The sequence below is a fragment of the Candidatus Clostridium helianthi genome (assembly GCF_045310795.1).
Taxonomy (GTDB): domain Bacteria; phylum Bacillota; class Clostridia; order Clostridiales; family Clostridiaceae; genus Clostridium; species Clostridium helianthi.
Genome location: NZ_JBJIAB010000009.1, coordinates 77031 through 102984 on the forward strand (window position 1 = coordinate 77031; position 25954 = coordinate 102984).

The 25954-nt window shown below is 30.6% G+C and carries 19 protein-coding genes and 1 pseudogene; 18 read left to right on the forward strand and 2 right to left on the reverse strand.

What is annotated here, in order from left to right; translation table 11 throughout:
- Nucleotides 1–343 precede the first annotated feature (343 nt).
- The 3 genes from ACJDTP_RS09515 to ACJDTP_RS09525 all read left to right on the forward strand — a co-directional run bounded on the left by ACJDTP_RS09515 (nucleotide 344) and on the right by ACJDTP_RS09525 (nucleotide 2783).
- Nucleotides 344–787 carry a MarR family winged helix-turn-helix transcriptional regulator gene (locus ACJDTP_RS09515; protein WP_406761025.1) on the forward strand — a complete coding sequence of 148 codons (444 nt, stop codon included), beginning with the start codon at nucleotides 344–346 and terminating at the stop codon, nucleotides 785–787.
- A 53-nt stretch (nucleotides 788–840) separates the two neighbouring features.
- Nucleotides 841–2289 carry an MFS transporter gene (locus tag ACJDTP_RS09520; protein WP_406761026.1) on the forward strand — a complete coding sequence of 483 codons (1449 nt, stop codon included), beginning with the start codon at nucleotides 841–843 and terminating at the stop codon, nucleotides 2287–2289.
- A gap of 335 nt (nucleotides 2290–2624) precedes the next feature.
- Entirely contained in the window at nucleotides 2625–2783 is a 159-nt protein-coding gene (locus ACJDTP_RS09525; protein WP_023974926.1) for an aspartyl-phosphate phosphatase Spo0E family protein, read from the forward strand.
- A 210-nt stretch (nucleotides 2784–2993) separates the two neighbouring features.
- Here the strand turns inward: ACJDTP_RS09525 and ACJDTP_RS09530 are convergent, their stop codons facing one another.
- Nucleotides 2994–3254 (reverse strand): hypothetical protein, encoded by a 261-nt coding sequence (locus tag ACJDTP_RS09530; RefSeq protein WP_103698398.1) that lies wholly within the window; start codon nucleotides 3252–3254, stop codon nucleotides 2994–2996.
- A gap of 480 nt (nucleotides 3255–3734) precedes the next feature.
- Between ACJDTP_RS09530 and ACJDTP_RS09535 the strand changes: the two genes are divergently transcribed.
- Nucleotides 3735–3863: a hypothetical protein gene (locus ACJDTP_RS09535; protein WP_278045933.1), complete on the forward strand. Its 129-nt coding sequence runs from the start codon at nucleotides 3735–3737 to the stop codon at nucleotides 3861–3863.
- 335 nt (nucleotides 3864–4198) lie between these two features.
- Here ACJDTP_RS09535 and ACJDTP_RS09540 read toward each other — a convergent pair whose 3' ends face one another.
- Nucleotides 4199–4969 carry a helix-turn-helix domain-containing protein gene (locus ACJDTP_RS09540; protein WP_406761027.1) on the reverse strand — a complete coding sequence of 257 codons (771 nt, stop codon included), beginning with the start codon at nucleotides 4967–4969 and terminating at the stop codon, nucleotides 4199–4201.
- A gap of 150 nt (nucleotides 4970–5119) precedes the next feature.
- Between ACJDTP_RS09540 and ACJDTP_RS09545 the strand changes: the two genes are divergently transcribed.
- The 14 genes and pseudogenes from ACJDTP_RS09545 to ACJDTP_RS09610 all read left to right on the forward strand — a co-directional run bounded on the left by ACJDTP_RS09545 (nucleotide 5120) and on the right by ACJDTP_RS09610 (nucleotide 25934).
- Complete coding sequence (locus ACJDTP_RS09545) at nucleotides 5120–7249, forward strand: glycoside hydrolase family 3 C-terminal domain-containing protein (RefSeq protein WP_406761028.1); 2130 nt, start codon at nucleotides 5120–5122, stop codon at nucleotides 7247–7249.
- 101 nt (nucleotides 7250–7350) lie between these two features.
- Complete coding sequence (locus ACJDTP_RS09550) at nucleotides 7351–8328, forward strand: glycoside hydrolase family 43 protein (protein ID WP_406761029.1); 978 nt, start codon at nucleotides 7351–7353, stop codon at nucleotides 8326–8328.
- 202 nt (nucleotides 8329–8530) lie between these two features.
- Entirely contained in the window at nucleotides 8531–10138 is a 1608-nt protein-coding gene (locus ACJDTP_RS09555) for a glycoside hydrolase family 43 protein (protein ID WP_406761030.1), read from the forward strand.
- A gap of 1 nt (nucleotide 10139) precedes the next feature.
- A pseudogene (locus tag ACJDTP_RS09560) lies at nucleotides 10140–10229 on the forward strand (flavodoxin family protein); the annotation flags it as partial.
- A 142-nt stretch (nucleotides 10230–10371) separates the two neighbouring features.
- A complete protein-coding gene (locus ACJDTP_RS09565) occupies nucleotides 10372–10896 on the forward strand; it encodes a nitroreductase family protein (protein WP_406761031.1) in 525 nt (174 codons plus the stop codon).
- Nucleotides 10897–11631: 735 nt separating this feature from the next.
- Nucleotides 11632–13143, forward strand: coding sequence for a sugar ABC transporter ATP-binding protein (locus ACJDTP_RS09570; RefSeq protein WP_077839604.1), 1512 nt, complete (start codon nucleotides 11632–11634; stop codon nucleotides 13141–13143).
- The gene (locus ACJDTP_RS09575; protein WP_077839605.1) at nucleotides 13127–14143 is read left to right on the forward strand and encodes an ABC transporter permease; all 1017 of its coding nucleotides are present in this window, start codon (nucleotides 13127–13129) and stop codon (nucleotides 14141–14143) included. The genes ACJDTP_RS09570 and ACJDTP_RS09575 overlap by 17 nt, the downstream gene beginning before the upstream one ends.
- Nucleotides 14144–14261: 118 nt before the next feature.
- Nucleotides 14262–15287: a sugar ABC transporter substrate-binding protein gene (locus tag ACJDTP_RS09580; protein ID WP_173712482.1), complete on the forward strand. Its 1026-nt coding sequence runs from the start codon at nucleotides 14262–14264 to the stop codon at nucleotides 15285–15287.
- 212 nt (nucleotides 15288–15499) lie between these two features.
- Entirely contained in the window at nucleotides 15500–17212 is a 1713-nt protein-coding gene (locus ACJDTP_RS09585; protein ID WP_406761032.1) for a methyl-accepting chemotaxis protein, read from the forward strand.
- Between the two features lie 319 nt (nucleotides 17213–17531).
- Nucleotides 17532–18812, forward strand: coding sequence for an extracellular solute-binding protein (locus tag ACJDTP_RS09590; protein ID WP_406761033.1), 1281 nt, complete (start codon nucleotides 17532–17534; stop codon nucleotides 18810–18812).
- Between the two features lie 15 nt (nucleotides 18813–18827).
- Nucleotides 18828–20588: a sensor histidine kinase gene (locus ACJDTP_RS09595; RefSeq protein ID WP_168981441.1), complete on the forward strand. Its 1761-nt coding sequence runs from the start codon at nucleotides 18828–18830 to the stop codon at nucleotides 20586–20588.
- A 44-nt stretch (nucleotides 20589–20632) separates the two neighbouring features.
- The gene (locus ACJDTP_RS09600; protein ID WP_406761034.1) at nucleotides 20633–21436 is read left to right on the forward strand and encodes a response regulator transcription factor; all 804 of its coding nucleotides are present in this window, start codon (nucleotides 20633–20635) and stop codon (nucleotides 21434–21436) included.
- A 309-nt stretch (nucleotides 21437–21745) separates the two neighbouring features.
- Complete coding sequence (gene mscL, locus ACJDTP_RS09605; RefSeq protein WP_078117529.1) at nucleotides 21746–22186, forward strand: large conductance mechanosensitive channel protein MscL; 441 nt, start codon at nucleotides 21746–21748, stop codon at nucleotides 22184–22186.
- 307 nt (nucleotides 22187–22493) lie between these two features.
- Nucleotides 22494–25934 (forward strand): pyruvate carboxylase, encoded by a 3441-nt coding sequence (locus ACJDTP_RS09610; protein WP_406761035.1) that lies wholly within the window; start codon nucleotides 22494–22496, stop codon nucleotides 25932–25934.
- Nucleotides 25935–25954 lie beyond the last annotated feature (20 nt).

Sequence of the window (25954 nt, forward strand, 5' to 3'; positions counted from 1 at the left end):
GTATTGTTGATTGGTCAATTATATTGGGATATGATAAGATGATAAATTTTAAAAGTATAAATTTGATAATGTTTATAAGTAAATATTGATAAGGAGCTGTTATATTATCACTTTGTAGTAAGAGATCAACTATGATGCTTTCAATAATTAAAAAGATTATTCAAAAGTAATTTATATAAGTCTGTTGTGAGAACGGGGTGTATGATGATCAAGATTATATGAATATAAATAGAATATTTGTATTCTATTTAGTAAAAATGTTCCATTATAAAAGTTGACAAGTCAACATAGTGTAAATATAATATAGTAGACTAATCAATTATATTATAAGGAGAGAATGATTATGGATGTTGAAAGCATGAACCTCATAATGATTACAAGTAAAATTTTTAGATATAAGCAAATGTATTTAGAAAAGGCCTTAAAAAAATATGGATTAAGCAGTGGTTCCAGCCCATATTTGTTTAATCTTGAAGGAAACGAAGGTATAAGCCAAAACGGCTTAAGCAAAGAACTTGGTAATGACAAGGCAATGTCTGCAAGAACAATTACAAAATTAGTAGATCTTGGTTATGTTTATAAAAAACAAGATGAAAAAGATAGTAGATCTTATAAATTATATTTAACAGAGAAAGCTAAAGAAGTATTGCCAAAAATTCATGAAGATGTTCAAACGTTGATGAGTTTAATAACACAAGATATATCAGAAGCAGAAATGTTAATTACAATGCAGTCTTTAAAGAAAATTCTAATCAATATTCGAAGATTAAACGAATTTGAGAATTAAGGTAATATGGCTATGTAAGCTAAATAGTGACAAGTGATAAAGGAGGAAAATTGATGGAAAATGCAAAAAATAGAAACAAGTGGTCTATATTGGTAATAGTTTTAATGTTTACAGTTATGTCTGCCCTAGATGGTAGCATTGTAAATGTAGCATTACCTAAAATGGCCATTGCTTTAAATGTAACAACATCTAGTATACAATTAGTTGCAACAAGTTATTTAATAGTAATCGCTGGGACAGTATTGATTTTTGGAAGACTTGGAGACATGGTTGGAAAATCCAAGATGTTCACATTTGGATTAGGATTATTTACCCTTGGATCTTTGTTATGTGGTATAACAAAATCTTTTCCAATACTTATTTTAGCAAGAATAGTACAAGCTATAGGCGCTGCTGGAACTATGGCTAATAATCAAGGGATTATTACAGAAACATTCCCTCCACATGAAAGAGGAAAAGCTCTTGGATTTTTAGGTACTTCTGTAGCTTTAGGATCTCTAATAGGACCAGGACTTGGAGGACTAATAGTAGGCGCAGCAAGTTGGGAATATATTTTTTTGATAAATGTACCTATTGGAGTAATAGCATTATTTTATGCTATTAAATTGTTGCCGAAGGGGAATAAAACAGTTAAGGGAAAATTAGATATCTTAGGAGCTGTATTATTTATGTTTGCAATAGTTCCACTTTTTGGAGCTTTAGATGAAGGTTTAAACATTGGCTTTTCAGATCCAATAATTTTATTGAGCTTTGCCATAGCAATTATCTCATTTATAATATTTATTTTTGTGGAAAAGAAAAAAGAAGATCCTCTATTACAATTGAATATATTTAGTAATAAATTATTTTCTTTAAGTATATTTTGTGCATTTGTAACTTTTGTGGCAATCTTCTGTAACAATATTATTCTGCCATTTTATCTTCAGGATGTAATGAATTATACACCCGAGCATACTGGATTAATAATGATGGTTTATCCATTACTCTTAACTGTAGTAGCACCTCTTAGTGGAAGCCTATCAGATAAAATTGGCTCAGAGCTTTTAACCTTCATAGGTTTGATACTTATAAGCCTAGGTTTAATATTAATGTCCACTTTAAATGTAAATTCAACTGTAATAATCACAATAATATTCATAGGAATTATGTCTATTGGTATGGGATTATTTCAATCGCCTAATAATTCTTTGATAATGTCAACAGTACCGAAAGAGAAACTTGGAATTGCAGGAAGCGTAAATGCTCTTGTAAGAAACTTGGGAATGGTATGTGGGATAGCTTTAGCTACAACGCTTTTATATAGCATGATGAGTTCTATAATTGGATACCGTGTTACAGATTTTGTAGCAGGAAGAAATGATGCTTTTATATATGCTATGAGAACTGTATATATAGCGGCTGCAGTAATAAGCTTAATCGGGGCTGCCTTGACTTTTTTAAGACTAAGAAGTAAAAAACTGAAAAGCTCTAATATGTATTTGGAGCACCAGTTTAAAGTTTAATATGAACAAAGGTAAATATATACCTTTATTCATAGAAACATATTTAAAAAGATAACTATATTCCTATGTAGCTATAAATATATGTAAATATTTATAGGACACATAAGAACTTGAGACATCATTGTGTAAAATAAGAGTTTATAAAATATAAGCTCTTATTTTTTTGTAGTTTGCCCAGCATGGGCGCGTGCTAATTGGTGAAAGTCCGTAATGGAGGCTGATAGTGCCAGAATCATAATTATAAGAAATATACGAACATATGTTTGAAATTAATGCATTATTATTGTATAATATGGATAAAGTATAAATTTAAGGAATAAGGAAGAACGAAAGCTATGGGTATAAAGAGTGAACTTGAAAGAACTAGAGAGGAATTAAATATATTAATTAAGAATAAGGAAATAATTACAAATGATAAGGAATTATTAGAACTTAGTATAAAGTTAGATAAGTTAATTAATGAATATATGAATAGTATTAATAAAAGTATTTAGGTATTTTTTTTATCGCAAAAATTCGAACTGATGTTTTTATATTATCTGTAAATTAGTATCTATAAATCATATAGTTTTATGAAGATATAAAAACAATGATATTAGCCAGAAAATAATAAAACATGTTCTTACCATTTGCACTTAAGTGAAAATAGCAAGGCATGTTTTTCTCTTGCAAGTGTAATATTAGAATATAAGGGCTTTACAAATTTATAATTTTAATAATTCATATAAAGATAAAATAAAGTAAAATAGTCCAAGTATTAACCCAAGAGAAGAATAACTTTTAATTTTTATATCAGTTTTTTTAGATTTTATTAAGGATATCAAACTAATTACTATAGTAACAGCTGGGATAATTATTATATAACGATCTAGTATAGTATTCAATAATCCACCCATAATGAATAATGTTAAGCCTAGCAATGCCCCGACTAAAGAAAGTCTAGTGTTTAGTTTATTCGATTCCATTTAAACACCTCCTATTACAATTATATCCATTGAAATAGGATTTTCAACGCTAATTTATGAAATTTATTATGAAAGGTGAATTTGGAAGTTACAAGCCATTAATTGAGCATTAACTAGTGCATATAAATTATTATGATGAAAAAAATTATAAGCTTTTTAATAGAAGAAATAATACTATGTGGAATATATGGTTTTATATTCTAGTATATTTAATTTTATATTACACACAATAATAACTGAAAGAGGTGGTTCTCATGGACATTGATTTTAACAATAATATTTTAGGATTAGTCCGAAAATGATTTTAAAGTCCCCATAAGTACACTTGTTTCGAAACAGACCAGGGTTTAAAAATAAACCCTGGTTTTGTATTTTTTATAATTAATGAAATACTAAAAATGAATTGTTTTAATGTAGTTTAAATCTTAATACCAAGGGAAATAATTCTAATATCATTAAATTCATGGAGGAAAGTACGGTATGAATGATAAGGAAGAAAATAAAAGTGAACTTGAGGGTGTTGGAGGCATGTTTTATGGTATTGGTTGGGTAGAAGTTTTATTGATTTTAGCATATATATTTGCGCCATTAGTAATTAGAATACTATGACAGTTACTTCTACAATAACTGAATAGATAAGAGAGTATTAAAATAATGTTTACATTTATTTTAATACTGTTATTTTAACTACGTTTCAAATACTTTAGTTTCTTAGCTTTAACCTTATTAATATTTTCCCACTTAAAGTTATTATAAATTCCAGTATAACTTTCATTAGCTATGCAAAGTTTTATATTTTTTGATACTCTTGATTTTAATTATTTATAACCAAGAATATCAATATGAATAAGTTGAAATTCATACAATGGACAAAATAGTAATCGCATTTATAGACGTTTGAGAATACTGGAATTTCCATCGCTTAGTATTTAATTAACTGTAGATTAAAAGTTTCTATAAGTTTTTGGAGTCATATTCATAATCTTAAGAAAGTTTCTATTAAATGAACGGATGCTTGAGTAGCCACATTTATAAGTAATATCAGTAATCGTGTCCTCTGTATTTTTTAATAAATATGCCGCGTAATTAATTCTATTCTGATTAACAAAATCAACAAACGATATTCCGAGTACATTATTTAAATATTTGGATAGGTAATTGTAACTGTAGCAAAATTCATCTGCAATGCTTTTTAATGAGATATCTTTAGTAAAATTATTTTGAATATAGTTAAGGATTTTATGTAATAATTCATAATCATTTTTCACGCTTACAAGTAATTGCGTATGTTCCATAACTTCAGAACAAAGCAAATAAAGACAAGCTTTCATCTCGAGAACATTGACATTATCTCTGAAAATTTTGTCTAGTATAAGAGATCGCGCGTTATGTGATAAATTAAAGACTGGATTTTCGAGAAATTTACCATAGATCATGCTGTCAAATGTTTTTACATATTCAGGGGAAAATATACAAATACGAGCATCAGAGTACTTATTAGTTGAGAGAGAGTGGATTTCGTAAGGCAAAATTAATATACATTCATCCTTTTTTACTTCAAAATTTCTATTATTAACAGAAATTTGAAGATCTCCATCAATAACAGATATGAACTCGAAGCTTCGATGTAGATGAACAGGGTAATTAAGGCTAATTGGATGGTAGTGGGAAAAAAGAGTGTTTTCTCCAAAGTGATGCGACTCGTATTTTAACATAGAATACCTCCAAGAGAGTAAATTTTGTCTACAATTATATAAATACTTTCTTGTTAAGTCAACCATAAATTTTATATTATTAAATTACGAAGTGAATATTGTATTATAAATTTTAATCTCCATAAATATTTAAGGAATAGAGGGATATAGATGAATGGCGAGCAAGAAAATACTCATGAATTTGCAGTAAAGGCAGCAAAAGAATTAGTATCTAAAATGACATTACAAGAAAAAGCGGAGCAATTAACTTATCAATCACCAGCAATAAAGCACTTAAATGTACCCGAGTATAATTGGTGGAATGAAGGTCTTCATGGGGTAGCTAGAGCTGGAACAGCAACTGTGTTCCCTCAAGCGATTGGTTTAGCCGCTATATTTGATGATGAATTCCTTGGAAAGGTTGCAAATATTATTGCTACAGAGGGACGTGCTAAATACAATGAATACAGCAAAAAAGATGACAGAGGCATATATAAGGGACTAACTTATTGGTCTCCAAATATAAATATTTTTAGAGATCCTAGATGGGGACGTGGACATGAAACTTACGGGGAAGACCCTTATTTAACATCGAGATTAGGGGTTGCATTCATAAAAGGATTGCAAGGAGAAGGAAAATATTTAAAGTTAGCTGCTTGTGCAAAACATTTTGCAGTTCATAGCGGACCAGAAGGGTTAAGGCATGAATTTAATGCGGTAGTTAACAAGAAGGATCTATATGAAACATATTTACCAGCATTTGAGGCATGTGTAAAAGAGGCAAATGTTGAAAGTGTAATGGGAGCATATAATCGTACAAATGGGGAGCCATGTTGTGGTAGTAAGACTTTGTTGAAAGATATCTTAAGAGGCAAATGGGGATTTAAAGGACATGTAGTATCTGACTGCTGGGCTCTTGCAGATTTTCATTTACACCATATGGTTACAAGTACTGCAACTGAATCAGTAGCATTGGCTATAGAAAATGGCTGTGATCTTAACTGCGGAAATATGTATCTTAATTTGCTATTAGCTTATAAAGAAGGTTTAGTAACTGAAGAACAAATAACTACAGCAGCAGAAAGATTAATGACAACAAGATTTAAATTAGGTATGTTTGATGAAGATTGTGAATATAACAAGATACCATATGAAGTAAACGATTCTAGAGAACATAACGAAGTTGCATTGATAGCATCTAGAAAATCCATGGTATTACTAAAAAATAATGGAACGCTTCCATTAGATAAATCAAATTTAAAATCAATTGCAGTGATTGGTCCGAACGCAAACAGTGAGATAATGTTAAAGGGAAATTACTCAGGAACAGCATCTAAGTATACAACAATATTAGAAGGAATTCATAATGCAGTTGGTGATAATGTGAGAGTGTATTACTCTGAAGGGTGTCACCTATTTAAAGATAAAGTGGAGGATTTAGCAAGACCAGATGATAGATTATCAGAAGCGATTTCAGTAGCAGAAAGATCTGATGTAGTTGTATTATGCCTAGGATTAGATTCCACAATTGAAGGAGAACAAGGTGATGCTGGTAATAGCTACGGGGCAGGAGACAAAGAGAATTTGAACTTGCCAGGAAGGCAACAAAATTTACTTGAAAAAGTAATTGAGGTTGGAAAGCCTGTTATTGTGATTTTAGGAGCAGGAAGTGCTTTAACACTTAATGGAGCAGAAGAAAAATGTGCAGCTATTTTAAATGCATGGTATCCAGGTAGCCATGGAGGAACTGCTGTAGCAGATATATTATTTGGAAAATGTTCACCAAGTGGAAAGTTACCAGTAACTTTTTATAAAGACGCAGCTAAGCTTCCTGAGTTTACTGATTATTCAATGAAGGGAAGAACTTATAGATATTTAGAGCATGAGAGTTTATATCCATTTGGGTATGGCTTAACTTATTCAACAGTAGAATTATCTAATTTACAAGTGCCTTTTGTTAAGCCTGGCTTTGAGAGTTTTGATATCAGCATAGAGATTAAAAATACTGGGGAATATGATATTGAAGAAGTAGTTCAATGCTATGTAAAAGATATAGAATCAAAATATGCTGTACTAAATCATAGTCTCGCAGGATTCAAACGTGTTTCATTGAAAAAAGGAGAAAGCAAAACTGTAACAATGAAATTGGATAAGAAATCATTCGAAGTTGTAAATGATGACGGAGAAAGGCTTCTTGATAGTAAGCAATTCAAATTATTTGTAGGGGTATCACAACCAGATAAGAGAAGCTTTGAGCTTACCTCAGTAGCACCATTGGAAGTAAATATTGAATTAATATGAAGATTTAAATTAAGTATTAAACGCTTAAATCGTAATTATAAAAGAATAATCGTAAGTTGACTCGTAAATAAATATTCAAAGAAAAGATAGGAGAGAATCATATGAAAGATATTGCAAAACAAAACGAACCTCTAGTAACTCATATTTATACGGCAGATCCTTCTGCTCATGTATTTGAAGGTAAAATCTACATCTACCCTTCTCATGATCTTGACCAAGTACAGATTTCAAACGATAATGGTGACCAATATAACATGGAAGATTACCATATTTTATCTCTTGATGATACTAATTCACCTTGTATCGACAATGGAGAAGCACTGCACTTAAAAGATATTCCATGGGCAAGTAAACAATTATGGGCTCCAGATGCTGCTTATAAGAATGGAACTTATTACTTGTTTTTCCCGGCAAGAGATAAAGAAGATATCTTTAGACTTGGAGTAGCTACTAGTGAATCGCCTTCGGGACCATTCAAAGCGCAAGAAGGTTATATACCTGGAAGCTATAGCATTGATCCTGCTGTTTTAATGGATGACGATAATAGATCATATGTTTATTTTGGAGGCCTTTGGGGAGGACAGCTAGAAAAATGGCAAACTGGCACTTTTAATCCAGATGGAGATGGTCCTGCTGCTACAGCACCTGCTATAGGTCCAAGAGTAGCTGAATTAAATGATGATATGCTTACATTTAAAGAAGCTCCAGAGGAGATATCAATTGTTGATGAAGATGGAAATCCTATACTTGCTGGTGATGAAGAAAGAAGATATTTTGAAGGACCATGGGTTCATAAATATAATGGAAATTATTATCTTTCATACTCTACTGGTAGCACACATTGCATAGTATATGCTATGAGTAAGAATCCAAAGGGACCTTATACATTTAAAGGGAAAATACTTGATCCTGTAATTGGTTGGACAACTCATCACTCAATTGTTGAGTTCCAAGGTAAATGGTATTTATTCTATCATGATAGTTCTTTGTCTGGTGGAGCTGATAATAGACGTTGTGTAAAATACACTGAAATAAAGTACAATGATGATGGCACTTTACAAAAAGTAGAGTTGTCTTAATAATCGAAATTATGATAAATATGTATCTTGAAGATTTATAAAAAGGTACTTCATATTTGAAATTCACTCTGTCAAGTAGACAGGAGAAATAATGAAAGATTATGATGCTAAGGTCTGATTTCAATAGTCCATTGGAGTCAGACCTTTCAATATTTTCTGTAGTCTTTCTATATATAAAATTCTTAACTTAAGGAGGATAATTATGTTAAAAATTAAAAATCCAATCTTAAAGGGATTTAATCCAGATCCATCTATATGTAAAGCTGAGGATAACTACTATATTGCAACCTCTACTTTTGAATGGTTTCCAGGAGTTCAAATTCATCATTCTAAGGATTTAGTGAATTGGGAGCTTATAGCACATCCTTTGAATAGAGTCTCTCAGCTAAATATGTTAGGAACTCCTGATTCGGGTGGAATTTGGGCACCATGTCTGTCCTATGATAATGGCATCTTTTACTTAATATATACAATAGTAAACAACAACGGACACATTAAAGATACCCACAATTATTTGGTAACCTCAAGCGATATTTGTGGTGAGTGGTCAGAGCCTGTGTATCTTAATTCGAGTGGTTTTGATCCATCTCTATTCCATGACGATGACGGAAAAAAGTGGCTTATAAACATGAAATGGGATAATCGTATAGGAAAGAATAATTTTGCTGGTCATCTTTTACAAGAATATGATGAAAAAAACAAATGCCTTACTGGTCCTGCAATGAATATCTTTAAAGGGACAGATTTAGGTTGTTCTGAGGGTCCTCATATATATAAGCATAATGACTATTATTATTTGATGGCGGCCGAAGGAGGCACTAGTTATGAACATGCAGTAACACTTGCTCGTTCGAGAAAACTTACGGGTCCCTATGAGGTTCATCCACAAAATCCAATTCTTACTTCTGTGGGAAGTGATATGCATAAGGTTCTTCAAAAAGCAGGACATGCAAGCATTGTGGAAGGTCCTAATAATGAATGGTTTATGGTTCACCTTTGTGGAAGACCTCTTCCTGAAACAGATCGCTGTATTTTAGGAAGAGAAACGGCTATACAAAAGGTGGAATGGCGTGAAGATGATTGGCTTTATTTATGTTCTGACACAGATAACTTACCTTCTTGGGAAATAGAAATTAACAATAACAGTGAAAGTGAATCAAATAATGAAGAAGATGTCTTAGTTTCACAGTATGACGATTTCAATAATACTTTATTAAATATAAATTTTCAGTCCTTAAGAGTTCCAGCGGAAACCTTTATGTCACTTACTGAAAGGCCAGGATTTTTAAGGTTATATGGAAAAGAATCAATGTTTTCCAAGTTTACACAAAGTATGATAGCAAGACGCCAGCAGAACTTTGTTTATTCTGCCGAAACCTGTGTTGAATTTGAACCTGAAATAACGTTGCAGCTTGCAGGATTAATTTGCTATTATAACACAGAAAACTATTATTATTTGAGGATAAGTATGGATGAAGAATTAGGAGGCAAATGCATAGGGGTTCTAGCTAGCATAAATAATGATTTATCAGAGTCCATGACTCAGGATGATAACATCTTGATAACTGATGTAGAACGTATTTATCTAAAAGTGGAAGTGAATTTTAGGCAACTTAGATTTTTCTTTGCTACCAATAAGGATGAGTGGAGGCCTATAGGCAAAGTTTATGACGCAAGTACATTGTCAGATGATGCGATTAAAGGTTCATGGGCTTTCACCGGTGCTTTTGTAGGAATTGCGTGCCAGGACTTATCAGGTATGAATAAGTATGCAGATTTTGATTATTTTTCATATGTAGAGGGGAGATAAGTTAAATCAAAAAGATTTAGATAGAGTGGAAGAAGCGGCGAAAGATAAAGAAATTGAAACTGAAATGATTAATTTATATGATTTTAACTTCAGATTGCCAAAAGGCATTTGAAATAGGAGCTAGTCTAATCGGGTAATATATTCTTATTATATAAATTTAAGCATAAAATATTTTACAAAGTTATAATAGATGAGGTATAAAGATATTAACTTAAATGAATGGAGATGTATATATGAAATTTATAGAATTAGCTACCAAAAGATATTCTGTGAGAAGTTTTGATACAAAGAAAATCAGTGAGGAGGATTTAAATTTAATTTTAAAAGCAGGCCAATTAGCTCCGACTGCGGCAAATCGTCAGCCGCAAAGAATTTTGGTACTTGAAAGTGAGGATGCTCTTGCTAAACTACAAACTTGCACAATTTATCATTTTAATGCACCGTTAGCCTTACTTATATGCGCTGATAAAAATGAAGCATGGGAGCGTAGTTATGATGGAAAAATCCATACTGATATTGATGGAAGTATTATTGCTACACATATGATGCTACAAGCTGCTGAGCTTGGTTTAGGATCAACATGGGTGGGCCATTTTGACCCTGTTGCTATACGTGCTGCTTTTAATATACCAACAGACCTTGAACCAGTATGTCTTTTACCAATTGGTTATCCAAGTAACGAGGCTAAACCAAATCCTAACCACGAAAAAAGAAAAGATATTTCCCAAACTGTCTTTTATAATAAATTTAATGAATGATTTATCTATTAACATAATTTAATCATACAATTAATGTGAGTTCTTCGGAATTCACATTTTTTTTATTGTCTAGGAAAGTATAGAATTTTTTGATTTTGAAAGCCAGTGATACCAATGGTTATAAGGATATTGACCTGTAAAAAATGGTATAAAGAAAGAGCGTGGCGCAGCCACTTTTGTTCTTATTTAGGAATTTATATTCTAGTAAAAAATGTTCTTATATGCAGCAGAGCCGCTATTTCTGATGTGCAGATTTTTCTCACATGCGTTCGAAAAGGCAGATGCGTGAAAAAAATCTACACCTATGAAAAGAGTGCGAAGCACAATACGGAACTTAACCATAGTCGCCTGCGATTTTTTTATTCTTCAGAGAATTATATTTATAAAATTGAGGTTCTACAAAACTAAATCTGTTGGTTTAGCAACAGTTTCTATTAAATTTAATAAATAACGACTTTTTAAAATAAGTTTAAGAAGTAAAGATTTCAAATGTAGAGGTAAAGATATTACATATAATTAATTAATGCATTACTGTAAAATAACAAATGTAAACGATGTTAAACGCTTTGAAGATGAGAGTTTAGCAAACGTATTCTTAGAGATTTAATAACTTTTTAATCATTATTTAAAAAGTAAAAATTTCAAATGTACAGGTAAAGATATTAAATATAACTAACTAATATATTATTGTAAAATGTTCATGAAAACGATTAGTGAAAGTTGAGGTGGTTAGAATTGAGTAATGTATTTTTAGAAATGAAAAATATACATAAAAGATTTCCAGGAGTTTATGCTCTTAAGGGAGCACAGTTGGAAATTAAAAAAGGTGAAGTACATGCTTTATTAGGAGAAAACGGTGCTGGAAAATCAACTTTAATGAAAATACTTGGAGGAGTTCATACACAGGATGAAGGTCAAATATTTGTTGAAGGAGTTGATTGTGGAGTTATTAATCCAACTAAAGCTGCACAATTAGGTATTGGATTTGTTCATCAAGAGCTAAATCTAGCAGAGACATTGACAGTTGCAGAAAATGTTTATATGGGAAGACTACCATATAAAAATGAAGCCTTGGGCATTGTTGACTACAAGAAATTACACGAAGATACAGATTCTATAATAAAAAAATTAGGAATAGATATAAAAGCTACTGACCTAGTTATGCAGCTTCCAACTGCAAAGAAACAGATGGTGGAAATAGCAAAGGCAATAAGTTTAAATGCAAAAGCGATTATTTTTGATGAACCAACAACATCGTTATCTCAGAAGGACGTTGAAAACCTTTTTAAAGTTATAAAAACACTAAAAAAGGAAGGTGTTGCAGCAATATATATATCACATAGATTAAAAGAGGTTTTTGATATTTGTGATAGAGCTACAGTACTCAGAGATGGTACTTATATTGAAAGCTGTGAACTAGAAGGGATAACTCAGGAAAGACTTATAAATATGATGGTAGGAAGAGATTTGACAGAGCTATTTCCTAAGGAGATTTTTGAGCCTAAAGAATACGTTTTAGAAGTAGAAAATATTAGTGATAATGTTGGTAGAGTTAAGAATGTTAGTTTGAAAGCAAGAAAAGGTGAAATTTTAGGACTAGCTGGTTTGGTTGGATCAGGTAGAACAGAACTTATGAGGCTTGTATTTGGCGCTGATAAAATAAGTGAAGGTAAGATAAAAATCAATGGGAAGGAAGTTAAGATTAATTCACCTATGGATGCAATCAATAATGGTATCTGCCTTTTAACAGAAGATAGGAAAAGCCAAGGATTATCTCTAGTAATGAGTGTGCTTGATAATATAACTTTAACTAACTTAAAAGATTTTGTGTTAAATCATAAAAAGTTAAGGGAAACTGGAGAAAGATTTAAGGACGCACTTGAGATTAAAACAGCAAATCTTGATGTTATGGCAGGAACACTATCAGGTGGAAATCAACAAAAATTAATACTAGCTAAATGGTTAAATACGGACTCGGAAATATTTATTTTTGATGAGCCGACTAAAGGAATAGACGTTGGTACTAAAGCTGAAATATATCACATAATGAATGATCTAGTTAGAAAGGGCAAAGTAGTTATAATGGTGTCTTCTGAATTACCTGAGTTATTAGGTATGTCAGATAGAATATATGTTATGTGTGAAGGAAAACTCACTGGAGAACTTAGCAGAGAAGAAGCGACACAAGAAAAGATTATGAAATTAGCTACGCTTGGAGGGATTAATAAAGATGAATCAAACAATTAATAATAAAATTGTACAAGAAGAAGGTATTAAGATGAAAAAGGAAGGGTTTAATATTAAAAACTTATTTCTCAAATATTCAATCTATCTAGTACTTGTAGTGCTTATTTTAGTATTCTCAATAGCAAGCCCGGACTTTTTGGGGGCAGCAAATGCTTCAAATTTCTTAAGACAAATTCCTACAGTGGGAATTTTAACTGTTGCTATTACTATGGTAATAATAACTGGAGGTGTTGATCTTTCCATTGGTGCAATAGCTGCATTTTCTGGATGTACAGTAGCCTATCTAGCCGTAAAAGGGGTTAGCGTACCAGTTTCTTTACTTGCAGGGTTATTAGTAGGTGCAGTTTGGGGATTATTTAATGGAGTATTAATTACAAAATTTAAGTTAGAATCTTTTATACTTACTATGGGTACAAGTTATTTGATAAGAGGATTAATACTATTTTTCACAAATGGGATTTATATAAAGGGTGTTCCAGATTGGTTCTATAATATTTCTAACACAGAAGTTGGAATATCAATAATACACACTAACACTATAGTATTTATCATAATAGTATTAGTGATGGCTTACTTAATGAAAAATACAAGATTTGGTAGATACTGCTATGTGGTTGGATCAAACAAGGAAGCAGGAAGATTATCAGGAATAAATGTAAACAAGCATGTTATAAAGGTATATGCAATAGAAGGTGTTTTAGCTGCAATAGCTGGTATATTACTAATGTCTAGTATAAATGTTGGTGCTCCAAGTGAAATAAATGGTCCAGATCTATTTGCAATGGCTGGTGCAATCATGGGTGGAGTACAATTCGGTGGAGGAGTAGGAACCATCGGTGGAGCTATGGTAGGAATATTTACTATACAAGTATTCCAAAGTGGATTAGCAATCCTTGGAATTAATTCATTCTTACAACAAGCTGTAACAGGAGCTGTTATTGTGCTTGCTATAGTTGTTGACTTCTACAGAAAAGGAAGTTTGTTTAAGAAAAAAAGCTAATCATAAAAAGTCGTTTGAGCGTAATTTGGTAGACTTTAGGCTTAAGTGTTTACTACTGAATAAGGCTTAAAATATAAAAACATATCTAAAAAATTGGAATTACGGAAGGGGAAAAATTATGAAGAAGAAAATAATTGCTTTATTATCAACAGTATTTATTGTTGGTAGCTTAGCAGGGTGTGGAACAAAGACACAATCTGGGGGAACAGCAAGTACAAGTGGAAAAAAGGTTATTTATTTTATTCCAATAGTTGATACAGGAGCTTACTGGTCACCTATGAAGAAAGCAGCCGAGGATGAGGCTAAGGCATTAGGATATGATTTAGTAGTTAAAACTTCACCACCAAATGAAACACAAAAGAACGAAAAGCATATAGGATTCCTTGACGAAGCTATAAAGAATAAAGCAGCAGGAATAGCTATTGCTCCAATGGATCCAGATATGTTTGATAAGAAGGTTAAGGAAGCAAATGATAAGGGAATTCCAGTAGTAACTTTTGATGCTGATGTAAAGACAAAGGAAAATAGAACATCTTATATAGGAACAGACAACAAGCTAGCAGGAGAACAACTTGGTGAAAATGGTGCTAAAGCTTTGAAGGAAAAGGGTGTAACAAAAGGTAAAATTGCAATGGCAGCAGTAAACTTAACTCAAACAACTATGACATATAGACAAGATGGAATAAAAGCTGGATTTGAAAAAGTTATGGGAGCAGATGCCAAGAATTTTGAGTGGTTAGAACCAATCCAAGATAATGACCAATCAGCAGAATCTAAAAGACAATTAGAAGGACAAATAACATCAAATCCTGATATGGTAGCTGTATTCTCATTAGGATCAGAAGGACCAGATACAGGTGTAATGGAAGCTATAAAATCTCAAGGTAAATCAGGAAGTATCTATCACTTTGGTTTTGACTATACTCCAACTTGGGAAAATGGTGTAAGTAGCAATTTAATATCAGGAATTGTTGACCAAGATTCTTATGCAATAGGTAAAACTATAATTGATACTTTAGATAAGAAAATAAAAGGTGAAAAAGTTGATGATGTTTATCCAGTACCAGTTAAATGGGTAACTCCAGATAAAATTGTTGAATACGGAAAAGAAAAACAAAAGCAATTTACAACAGAAACTAAATAATAATTAAATACAAATAAAATTAATAAGGGCTAACTCAAATGATTAATGTATTCAAATTTACTTTAGTATATTTTCAAATTGAGTTACCCTTTTTATTGCTATTTAATTAAATAACTATACATATTAATTGGTAATAGGGAATGATTTATAAGTGATTTAAGATACATATGAAAATCAAGCTTTGAACTAAAGGTTACAAGGAGGTTTAGAGGATGAATTTTGGGAATAATTTTAGTGTGGGTAAAAGACTGGTAATTTCATACACGCTATTATTCATAATTATAACATCGGTAGGAGTCATAGGTTTAAAGAGTTTAAGTAAAGTTAATAATGCATCAGATAGTATGTACAATACAGATCTCGTATCTATAGATGTTTTACATAGATTAAACGCAAATTCATTGGAAATAAATAATAACATATTAAGCCTAATTTATGATAGAGATGAATTAATGATAAAAAAATTAAATGATGACATTTCAAAAGGATTTGAACAAGGAAATATACTTATAGATGAATATAGAGAGCTAAATTTAGATGACTATCAAGAGAATGAGCTTCTAAATTATAATGAAATTTATAAGGATTATAAGGAAAAAAGTAATTCATTGCTAAAGTTTGTAAAGGAAAATAATTATGATGAAGCTATACTAGATTATCGAAGTTTATCAGTATCACGAAGCAAGGTTGCAGCATCGCTAACTAAATTATTAGAGTATAGCTCGATTAAGGCAAAGAATGAGAATATTAACAATGCTGATTTATATAGTAAGGTAGAGATACAAATATTAACTTTTATAATAGTAGGGTTGATGCTTACTATAGTTTTAGGATATGCAATGACTAGAAATATGATAGTACCTTTAAAGAAGATAAAGAATTATGCAAATAATCTTGCACAGTATAATTTTTCGGAGGAAATTATACTTAAGGGAAAAGATGAATTTGCACAAACAGGAGACGCTCTTAATATAGCATTGAAAAATGTAAGGGAACTTATTAGGACAATTCTAGATAACTCAACAGAACTATCAGCGTCATCTGAGGAATTAACTGCATCTGTTCACGAGATAAGTTCAAAGCTTTCTTTTATAAATGAATCGACAGATGAAATAGCAGTGGGAGCTGAGCAGACGAGTTCATCAACCGAGAAATTTGTTTTATCTATCCAAAAGATTAATGAAAATATAAATAATCTAGCTGCAATAGTAAATCAAGAGGTTAGAAAATCAGTAGATATAAAAACTAAATCAAGTAGCATGATGGAAAAAAGCGAAGATTCCATACAATTATCTAGAAAGATATATGAGGAGAAAAACAAAAAAAATAAAGATGCTATAGAGAGGGGAAAGGTAGTTAAAGAAATAGAAGTTTTAAGTGAATCTATAGTAAGCATTGCTTCAGAGACTAACCTTTTAGCCTTAAATGCAAGAATAGAGGCAGCAAGAGCGGGAGAAATGGGAAAAGGTTTCTCAGTTGTTGCAGATGAAGTTGGAAAGCTAGCAGAAGAATCTATTACTACTGTAAGTGGTATTCATGGAATTATAGAAGAAATAAAAAATGTATTTGAATATTTATCAGAAAATTCAAAAGGAATTTTAAAGTATATAGAACAAAACGTAAACGATGATTATGAGTTTATGATAGAATCCAGTAAAAGTTATGAAAATGATGCTAGATTTATAAATGAAATGTCTGAGGAAATTGCTATCATGGTAAAGGCAATAAATTCAAATATTGACAATGTAGATAGTACAATGAGAGAGTTTTCAAGTAATATAGAGAAATCTAAAAACAATTCTAATGAAATATTAGATAGTATAAATGAAGTAACCAAAGAAGTAGAGCAAATTTCCTTTAATACGCAGAATCAAAGTGAATTAACATTAAAATTGAATGAGGTCATTAACAGGTTTACTATCTAAATGAGCTGTATTAATAGGTGAATTTCGGTTTTATCAAAACATAAAGTATATTTATGCTTGAAGAAGAACTTGAAGTCTTGCAGTAAAAGCATAATACAGATATAGTTAAAGAAGGAAAATTTAAAGGCAGAAAGATCTAGAATAAGTTTATCAACTATAAATTAGGAAACTGATGATATCATAGTAAAGTACATTAAAATTTATAATGATAAGTGAGAATTTTTTATCAGGTAGGAAGATGAGATTAGTTTTGTTTATAAAAATGCTTATAGCAAAGTTATACAGTAATTGCTCAGTATCTACCTAATTATCAGTTTCTTTGGGAGGGATAATTATTAAAAAAGTAATTTTATTTCCTATAATTTTAATATTTTTAGTTAGTTTCGGTGGTTGCTCTTTAGATAACAAAAATGATACAGAAAATAAAGAAAAAATAACATTAACAATGTGGCATATATGGTCACAAACCACAATGGATGCTAATGGAAGGATAATTCAGGATACGGTGGAAGAATGGAATAAGGCTAATCCTAATGTCCAAATTAAAGTTGAGGCTGTGGAAAATGAAAGGTATAAGGCAAAGATAAAGACAGCATTTGCTGTAAACGAGCTACCTGATATATTTTATTCTTGGGGAGGTGGCTTTAGTAAGCCATTTATAGAATCTGGAAAAGTATTAAATCTTAATGAATATATAGATGAAGATACAAAAGATAAGATTAATAAAGATATGCTTAACAATGTAACTTACGATAACAACATATATGGATTACCAATGACCTTATCAGTTGGGACATTTTACTGTAATACAAAGCTTTTTTCACAAGCAAATATTAAAGTACCAGAAAATTATGATGAATTTCTAGATGCAATAAAAGCTTTTAGGAATAAAGGTATAACACCTCTTTTAGTAGGGGAAAAAGATAATTGGACAGGAATTCTCTATTATGATATTTTAGCGCTACGAGAAGGAGGAATAGGCGGAACTAGTGATCCACATATAGGCGCAAATAAAAGTGATACAATATTAAAGGCCGCATATAGATTAAAGGAATTAATAGATTTAAAGGCTTTTAATGAATCAAGTATGGAGCTTACAAGAGATGAGTCTGAAATTTTATTTAAACAAGGAAAGATTCCTATGTACTATACAGGAAACTGGTTCATCGGTGAGATAGGGAATATGGACCCATCTATAAAGGAGAATGTAATCGTTAAGAAATTCCCGATAGTTAAAGAAGGAGATGGGAATGATAGAGAATTTTTAGGTGGAGCAGTGGATCACTTAATGGTAAGCAATAATACAAAATATAAGAAAGAGGCTGTTGATGCGGCAAAATTTATAGCTGAAAGAATATCAAAAAGATATTTTGAATTCGGTTCGGGACTTCCAGCATGGAAATACACTGATGATAAGAGTAAGGTAAATAAATTATCTAAAGAATTAGAGACATTAACAGAGAACGCATCATATAGCTTATATGGCGATATTTACTTGGGAGAGGAAAAAGGAAACAAAGAAAAGGAATTAGTTAGTCAGTTGTTTAAAGGACAAATAAGTCCTGAAGAATTCACAAAGGAAATGGTGAAAATAGAATGATGAGGATATGATTAAATGTATAATAAATTTTTTATATTAAAGAATTTGAAAGATAAATATTTAAATTCGAAAATAAGTATAAAGATTATTGTATATTTTTCAATAATTTTTGTGCTTTCAACAGTCATACTTACCTTTGCATATAAGAAAATAAATTCTATTTATAATATAGAAAAGATGAAACAAAGTTCAGTTGAGGTTTTGGAAAGTGCAGAAACTAATACGAGCATGATAATTGATAATGTTAATAACGTCTCAAAGATGATTATATCAAGTGACAATGTTCAAAATACATTAAAGAGAGTTCAGAAAGAAGGAAATGCCTATGATAATATTAGTAATTATCTGATACAATTCACTAATTTTAGCTCTAATATATCTTCAATATATATATTAGATAACTATGGCAATAAGTATTATTCCGAAAATGTCTTTTATAAGGATTTTCAGATGGATAAGATTAAAAATTCTGAATGGTATAATGAATTATTAGAGGGTAAGGGTAAATATATACTAAGATTAAATGGTGGAGGATTTTTTGAGGGTTATGGTAATAATTATGTATCCCTCATAAGAGAAATAAATGATATAAATACCGGTGAAAAAATTGGTTTAATAATTATAAATATGAACGAGAATGCGTTCTATAATTTAAGTTTGAAGCTAAATAATCAGTATGGAACAAGACTGATTATAAAGAATGATAAAGGTGAATTGATAACAGGGTCAGAGGCTGATTCTAAAATGCTAAGTAGAATAAAAAATTATAATGATTCTAAATCAAAAGTGTTTTTTTTAGAGGAAAGAATACAAGATAAAGATTATATAATATCAAATCTTAAAAATTCAGACTACAACTGGAATCTGACGACTGTAGCAGAATACAATGAATCTCCAGAGCAAACAAAGTATACTAATTATTTTCTTTTGTGTTTTAGTATAATAAATTTCCTATTAATTATTATTGGGTCTATAGTAATATCTAAATTTATAACAATGCCTTTAAAGAAGCTCAGTGAATCAATGAAGGGGATTCAAAGTGGAGAGTTTAATATTGTTAATATAAAAACGTACAATGATGAAGTAGGAGAATTAAAAAAGGGATATAACATTGCAATTTCTCAAATTAATTTACTTTTGGATAAAATACGTAAAGATGAAAAGATAAAAAGGCAAAATGAATTGAATTTGTTAATGTCACAAATAAAGCCTCACTTTCTATACAATACGTTTGATACTATTAATTCTTTAGCTCTACTCGGAAAAAATAAAACAATATATGAAATGATAAAAGCCTTGGGTAAATTCTATAGAACAAGTTTAAATAATGGAAAAGATATTATTACTGTAAAAGAAGAAATAAATACTGTAAAAAGCTATCTGATAATTCAAAATATAAGATATGAGGATATGTTTGAGGTTGAATATGATTTAGATCCACGATGCGACGATTTTAAGATAATAAAGTTAGTATTACAGCCGTTAGTTGAAAATGCTATTTATCATGGGATTAGAAGCAGCAAGAATAAAGGAAGAATAAGGATATCTACCTTTCAGGAGGAAGAAAAAGTTATATTGACCCTAGAGGATAATGGGAATGGCATGGATGAATCACAAGTTAGAAATATAAACGAAAATAAAACTACTGGCATTGGAGTAAGGACTACAAAGGAAAGATTAAGAGTGTTCTATGGAGATGAGCACGAATTTATTGTTGAAAGCAAAAAAAATGTTGGTACCAGAATAACTATTAAGATGCCTAGAATTAAGAAATAGCTTAAGTTTTCTAACAAATATTCTAAAGGGAAGTGGATTAATTTATGGATAACATTATAAAAGTTATGATAATTGATGACGAACATCTTATAAGGGATCTAATAAAAAATTGTATTGATTGGAATGAAATCGGCATGGAGATAGTAGCAGAAGCTTCTAATGCAGTGGCGGGATTAAATCTAATAAATAAAGAAAAGCCAGATATTATTTTAACAGATATAAATATGCCTGTAACAGATGGATTGGATATGAGTAAAAGCATATTGGAGATGTATCCAGATATAAAAGTTATTGTGATTACAGGTTACAATGAATTTGAATATGCTAAAAGAAGTATAAAGATTGGTGTAAATGATTTTATCCTTAAGCCTATAGATGAAGATGAATTAAGAAATTCAGTATTAAAGCTAAAAGATGAGATTCAAGACGAATATCTAAAGAAAAAGGAATACAAGGATATTAAAGAAAAGATGGTTGTGTACAACAATATAATAAATTTAAATGATACTAATGAAACTGAGAATAAAAATTTAAGTATAGAACAAATTAAAAAATTTATAGTGAAAAATATATCTAATCGAGATTTATCTTTAAAACTGGTAGCTGAATATTTTTATGTTAATCCAAGTTACCTAAGCAGAATTTTTAAGGAAAAAACTGATGAGACTTTTTCGGAATATATTGTAAATACTAAAGTGAAAATAGTTACTGAAATGCTCAAAAACCCAAATGCGAAGGCTTATGAAATTTCAAAAAAGATTGGTATTGATGATCCTAACTATTTTAGCAATTGGTTTAAAAAGTGTACTGGTCTATCAATTAAAGAATATAAAAAACAAAAATCATGAATTTACAAGAATATAGAGATATGCAGTAGAAATGTAGGAATATGTAGTTTATAAAAATTATATATTCTTACATTTCTTTTTTTATATTTAAGTTTCAATAGCCTTAAATCAACAAATAGATAATAAAAAATAGAAGTAGAAAGTTATAATTTTCACGATAATGTTTATATTCATCAACTAATGAATATAAAATAATTCACAAGAATAAAAAATTTAAAGACACAGATAATAAAATAAGTTATGAATGATTAGTCTATGTTTAATGCAGCTAGGCATTTAAACAATAAAGTAAGAAAAAGGAGAATAAAAATGTTTAAAGAATTTAAAGAATTTGCTATGAAAGGAAACATGGTTAGTCTTGCGATAGGAGTTGTTATTGGTGGAGCTTTTAGCAAAATTGTTACATCTTTAGTTAATGATATTATAATGCCACTAGTTGGCTTATTGATGGGAAGAGTTGACTTCTCTAATTTATTTTTTACTTTAGGAAGTGGGAATTTTAAAACTGTTCAAGAAGCTAAAGATGCAGGAGTAGCTACAGTTAACTATGGGATATTTATAAATAATATAATAGATTTTCTGATTGTAGCATTCTCAATTTTTATTATTATACAGCAAATAAGCAAACTTACCAAGAAAAAGGAAGAAAATATTATTCCTGATAAGAAAAAGTGTAAATACTGCTGTACTGAAATTGATCCGAAGGCAACAAGATGTCCTAATTGTACATCTGAATTGAAAGAAAAATAGATAAGTGAGATGGTATATAAATACAGAAAAATGAAAGAAAAAATTTTTTAAATTTCATATTTATGAAAAAAAATAACTTATAGCCATAGTAAAAATCGTGTAAAAATTAATAGAAAAGATAAATAATATGTATCATTTAGCGTCAAATATGTTATAATCAATATATTAATTTTTTAATGAACAAAATTTGTATTATGACAACTTATGAGTTATAAAAATTGCATAATTAGTTTTTAAGAACTAATCCATGCATTAAAAGATAATTCATATGAAATAAAAAATAAGCATTGAAGGAGTTGTATTTTAATTGGGGAAAAAATTTAAAAGAGTACTGGTTGCAAACAGAGGCGAAATAGCAATAAGAATTTTCAGAGCTTGTCATGAACTTGGAATAAGAACTGTGGCTATATACACAGAAGAAGATAAGTTTGCTCTTTTTAGAACTAAAGCTCATGAAGCATACCAAATTGGAAAAAATAAGGGGCCAGTTGAAGCTTATTTAAACATTGACGAAATAATAAATCTTGCATTAAAAAAACATGTAGACGCTATCCATCCAGGATATGGATTTTTATCTGAAAATCCAGACTTTGCTAGAAGATGTGAAGAAGCGGGTATAGAATTCATTGGTCCGAAACCAGAAATGATGGATAAATTAGGGGATAAAATCAAATCAAAAATAGTAGCTAAAAGTGTTGGTGTTCCAGTAATACCAGGAGTAGAAAAGCCTATAGCTTCTGAGGATGAAGCCTTTGAAGTTGCTAAATTGTGTGGTTTCCCTGTAATGATAAAAGCTGCTGCAGGTGGTGGCGGCAGAGGTATGAGAATAGTAAGGAACGAGGAAGAACTTCTTGTTGCTTTTAGAAATGCTAAAAATGAGGCTAAAAAAGCTTTTGGTAATGACGATATGTTTATCGAAAAATATATCGAAGGACCAAAACATATTGAAATACAGGTGCTAGGAGATAAGTACGGAAATATAGTTCATCTTTATGAGAGAGATTGTTCTATTCAAAGAAGACATCAAAAGGTTGTCGAAATTGCTCCAGCATTATCATTAACGCAAGAAAAAAGAGAAGAAATATGTGCAGATGCACTTAAAATAGCTAAATCTGTAGGATATAGAAGTGCAGGAACTTTAGAATTTTTAGTTGATATGCATGGAAATCACTATTTTATAGAAATGAATCCAAGAATTCAAGTTGAACATACAATAACTGAAATGACTACAGGTATTGATATAGTTCAAAGCCAAATATTAATAGCAGAAGGATACGAATTAGGTTCTAAGGAAGTAGGAATAAATTCTCAAGATGATATAAAACCAAGAGGATATGCAATACAATGTAGAATAACTACAGAAGATCCTACAAATAACTTTTCACCAGATACAGGTAAAATTGATGTGTATAGAACTGGATCAGGTTTTGGTATTAGACTTGATGGAGGGAATGGATATAGTGGCGCAATAATAAGTCCATATTATGATAGTTTACTTGTAAAGAGTACTGCATATGCGAGAACCTTTGATGATGCAGTTAGAAAGTCTATACGTGCAATTAAGGAATTAACAATTTCAGGCGTTAAGACAAACGTTGATTTCTTAATAAACGTGTTAAATCATGAAAAGTTCAAAAAAGGTGAATGTGATACTAACTTTATAGCTGATAATCCGCAATTATTTGATATAACAGCGAGAAGTGATGAAGAATATAGAATTTTAAAATTCATTGGAGAAAAAGTTGTAAATGAGACTAAAGGAAAGAAGAGAGAATATGATGTACCGGATATTCCAGTTATAACTTCTTTAGATGGATTAAGTGGTACTAAGCAAATTTTAGATGCTCAAGGTCCAGAAGGTGTAGTTAAATGGATAAAAGATCAAAAGAAACTACTTCTTACAGATACAACAATGAGAGATGCACAACAATCATTAATGGCAACTCGTGTTAGAACTCAGGATATGAAGAACATAGCGAAGGCAACAGCTGTTTATGGAAATGACTTATTCTCACTTGAAATGTGGGGTGGAGCTACTTTTGATACAGCTTATAGATTTTTAAAGGAATCTCCATGGAAGAGACTTGAGTCATTAAGAAAGAGAATTCCGAATGTTATGTTCCAAATGCTTATTAGAGGGGCAAATGCTGTTGGATATAAGAACTATCCTGACAATGTAATAAGAGAATTTATAAAAGAATCGGCAGAGAATGGAATAGATGTATTTAGAATTTTTGATTCACTCAACTGGTTGAAAGGCATAGAGGTGTCATTAGATGAAGTACTAAAATGTAATAAGGTAGCAGAAGTTGCATTATGTTATACTGGTGATATTTTAGATGAAACTAGAGACAAATATAGCTTGAAATATTATGTAGATAAAGCTAAGGAAATTGAAAAAATGGGAGCACATATTCTTGCTATAAAGGATATGTCTGCATTACTTAAACCTTATGCAGCTAAGAAACTTATAACTGCATTGAAGAATGAAGTTTCAATTCCTATTCATCTTCATACGCATGATACTACTGGTAATGGTGTTGCTACAGTATTAATGGCAGCAGATGCTGGAGTTGATATAGTTGACACAACTTTCAATAGTATGTCAGGTCTTACAAGTCAGCCAGCGTTAAACTCAATAGTAGCAGCTCTTGGAAATACAGATAGAGATACAGGTATCGATTTAAGTGGAATTCAAAAAGTATCTGATTACTGGGATACAGTAAGACCAGTTTATAATCAATTTGAGTCTGATTTGAAATCAGGAAGTGCCGAAATTTATAAATTTGAGATTCCTGGCGGACAATATTCAAACTTAAAACCACAAGTTGAAAGTTTTGGACTTGGGCATAGATTTAACGATGTAAAACATATGTATAAAAAAGTAAATGATATGCTTGGAGATATAATAAAGGTTACTCCGTCATCAAAAATGGTTGGAGATATGGCTATATTCATGGTTAAAAATGATTTGACACCAGAAAATATACTTGAAAAGGCTAAGAATATGGCATTTCCAGATTCAATAGTTTCATATTTCAAAGGAATGATGGGTCAACCAGAGGGTGGATTCCCTAAGGAATTACAGGAACTTGTTTTAAGAGGAGAAGAGCCTATAACTGTTAGACCTGGAGAATTACTACCTCCAGAGGATTTTAATAAAATTGAAGCATATTTAAAAGATAAATACAAATTTACACCATGCATGAAAGATATAATAAGTTATGCATTATATCCAGATGTATTTGAAGCATATATTAAGTCTATATTAGAGTATGGTGATTTAAGCCGCATGGGTAGTGATGTATTCTTCCATGGACTTACAGAAGGTGAAACTAGTGAAATTGAAGTCGCAGAAGGTAAAACAATGATTGTTCAACTAGTTGAAATTGGCAAGTTAGATGAAGAAGGAAATAGAACTTTAGATTTTGAAATTAACGGAAATAGAAGAGAGATAAAAATAAAAGATAAAACAGAAAGAATAATAAGCAGCTCTAATTCAGTTAATGCTTCCAAGATGGCTGATACTGATAATAAGTTAGAAATTGGTGCAAGTATTCCAGGAACTATAATTAAGGTACTTGTTAAAGCTGGAGATACAGTTAAAGAAGGAGATAGTTTACTTGTAGTAGAAGCAATGAAGATGGAAACAAATATTGTTGCATCTAGTGCGGGAACTATTGAATCTGTTTTAGTAAGTGAAGGACAACAAGTTAAAACAGGTGAATTATTAGTAAAACTTAAATAATAAGTATATATGAATAGCCC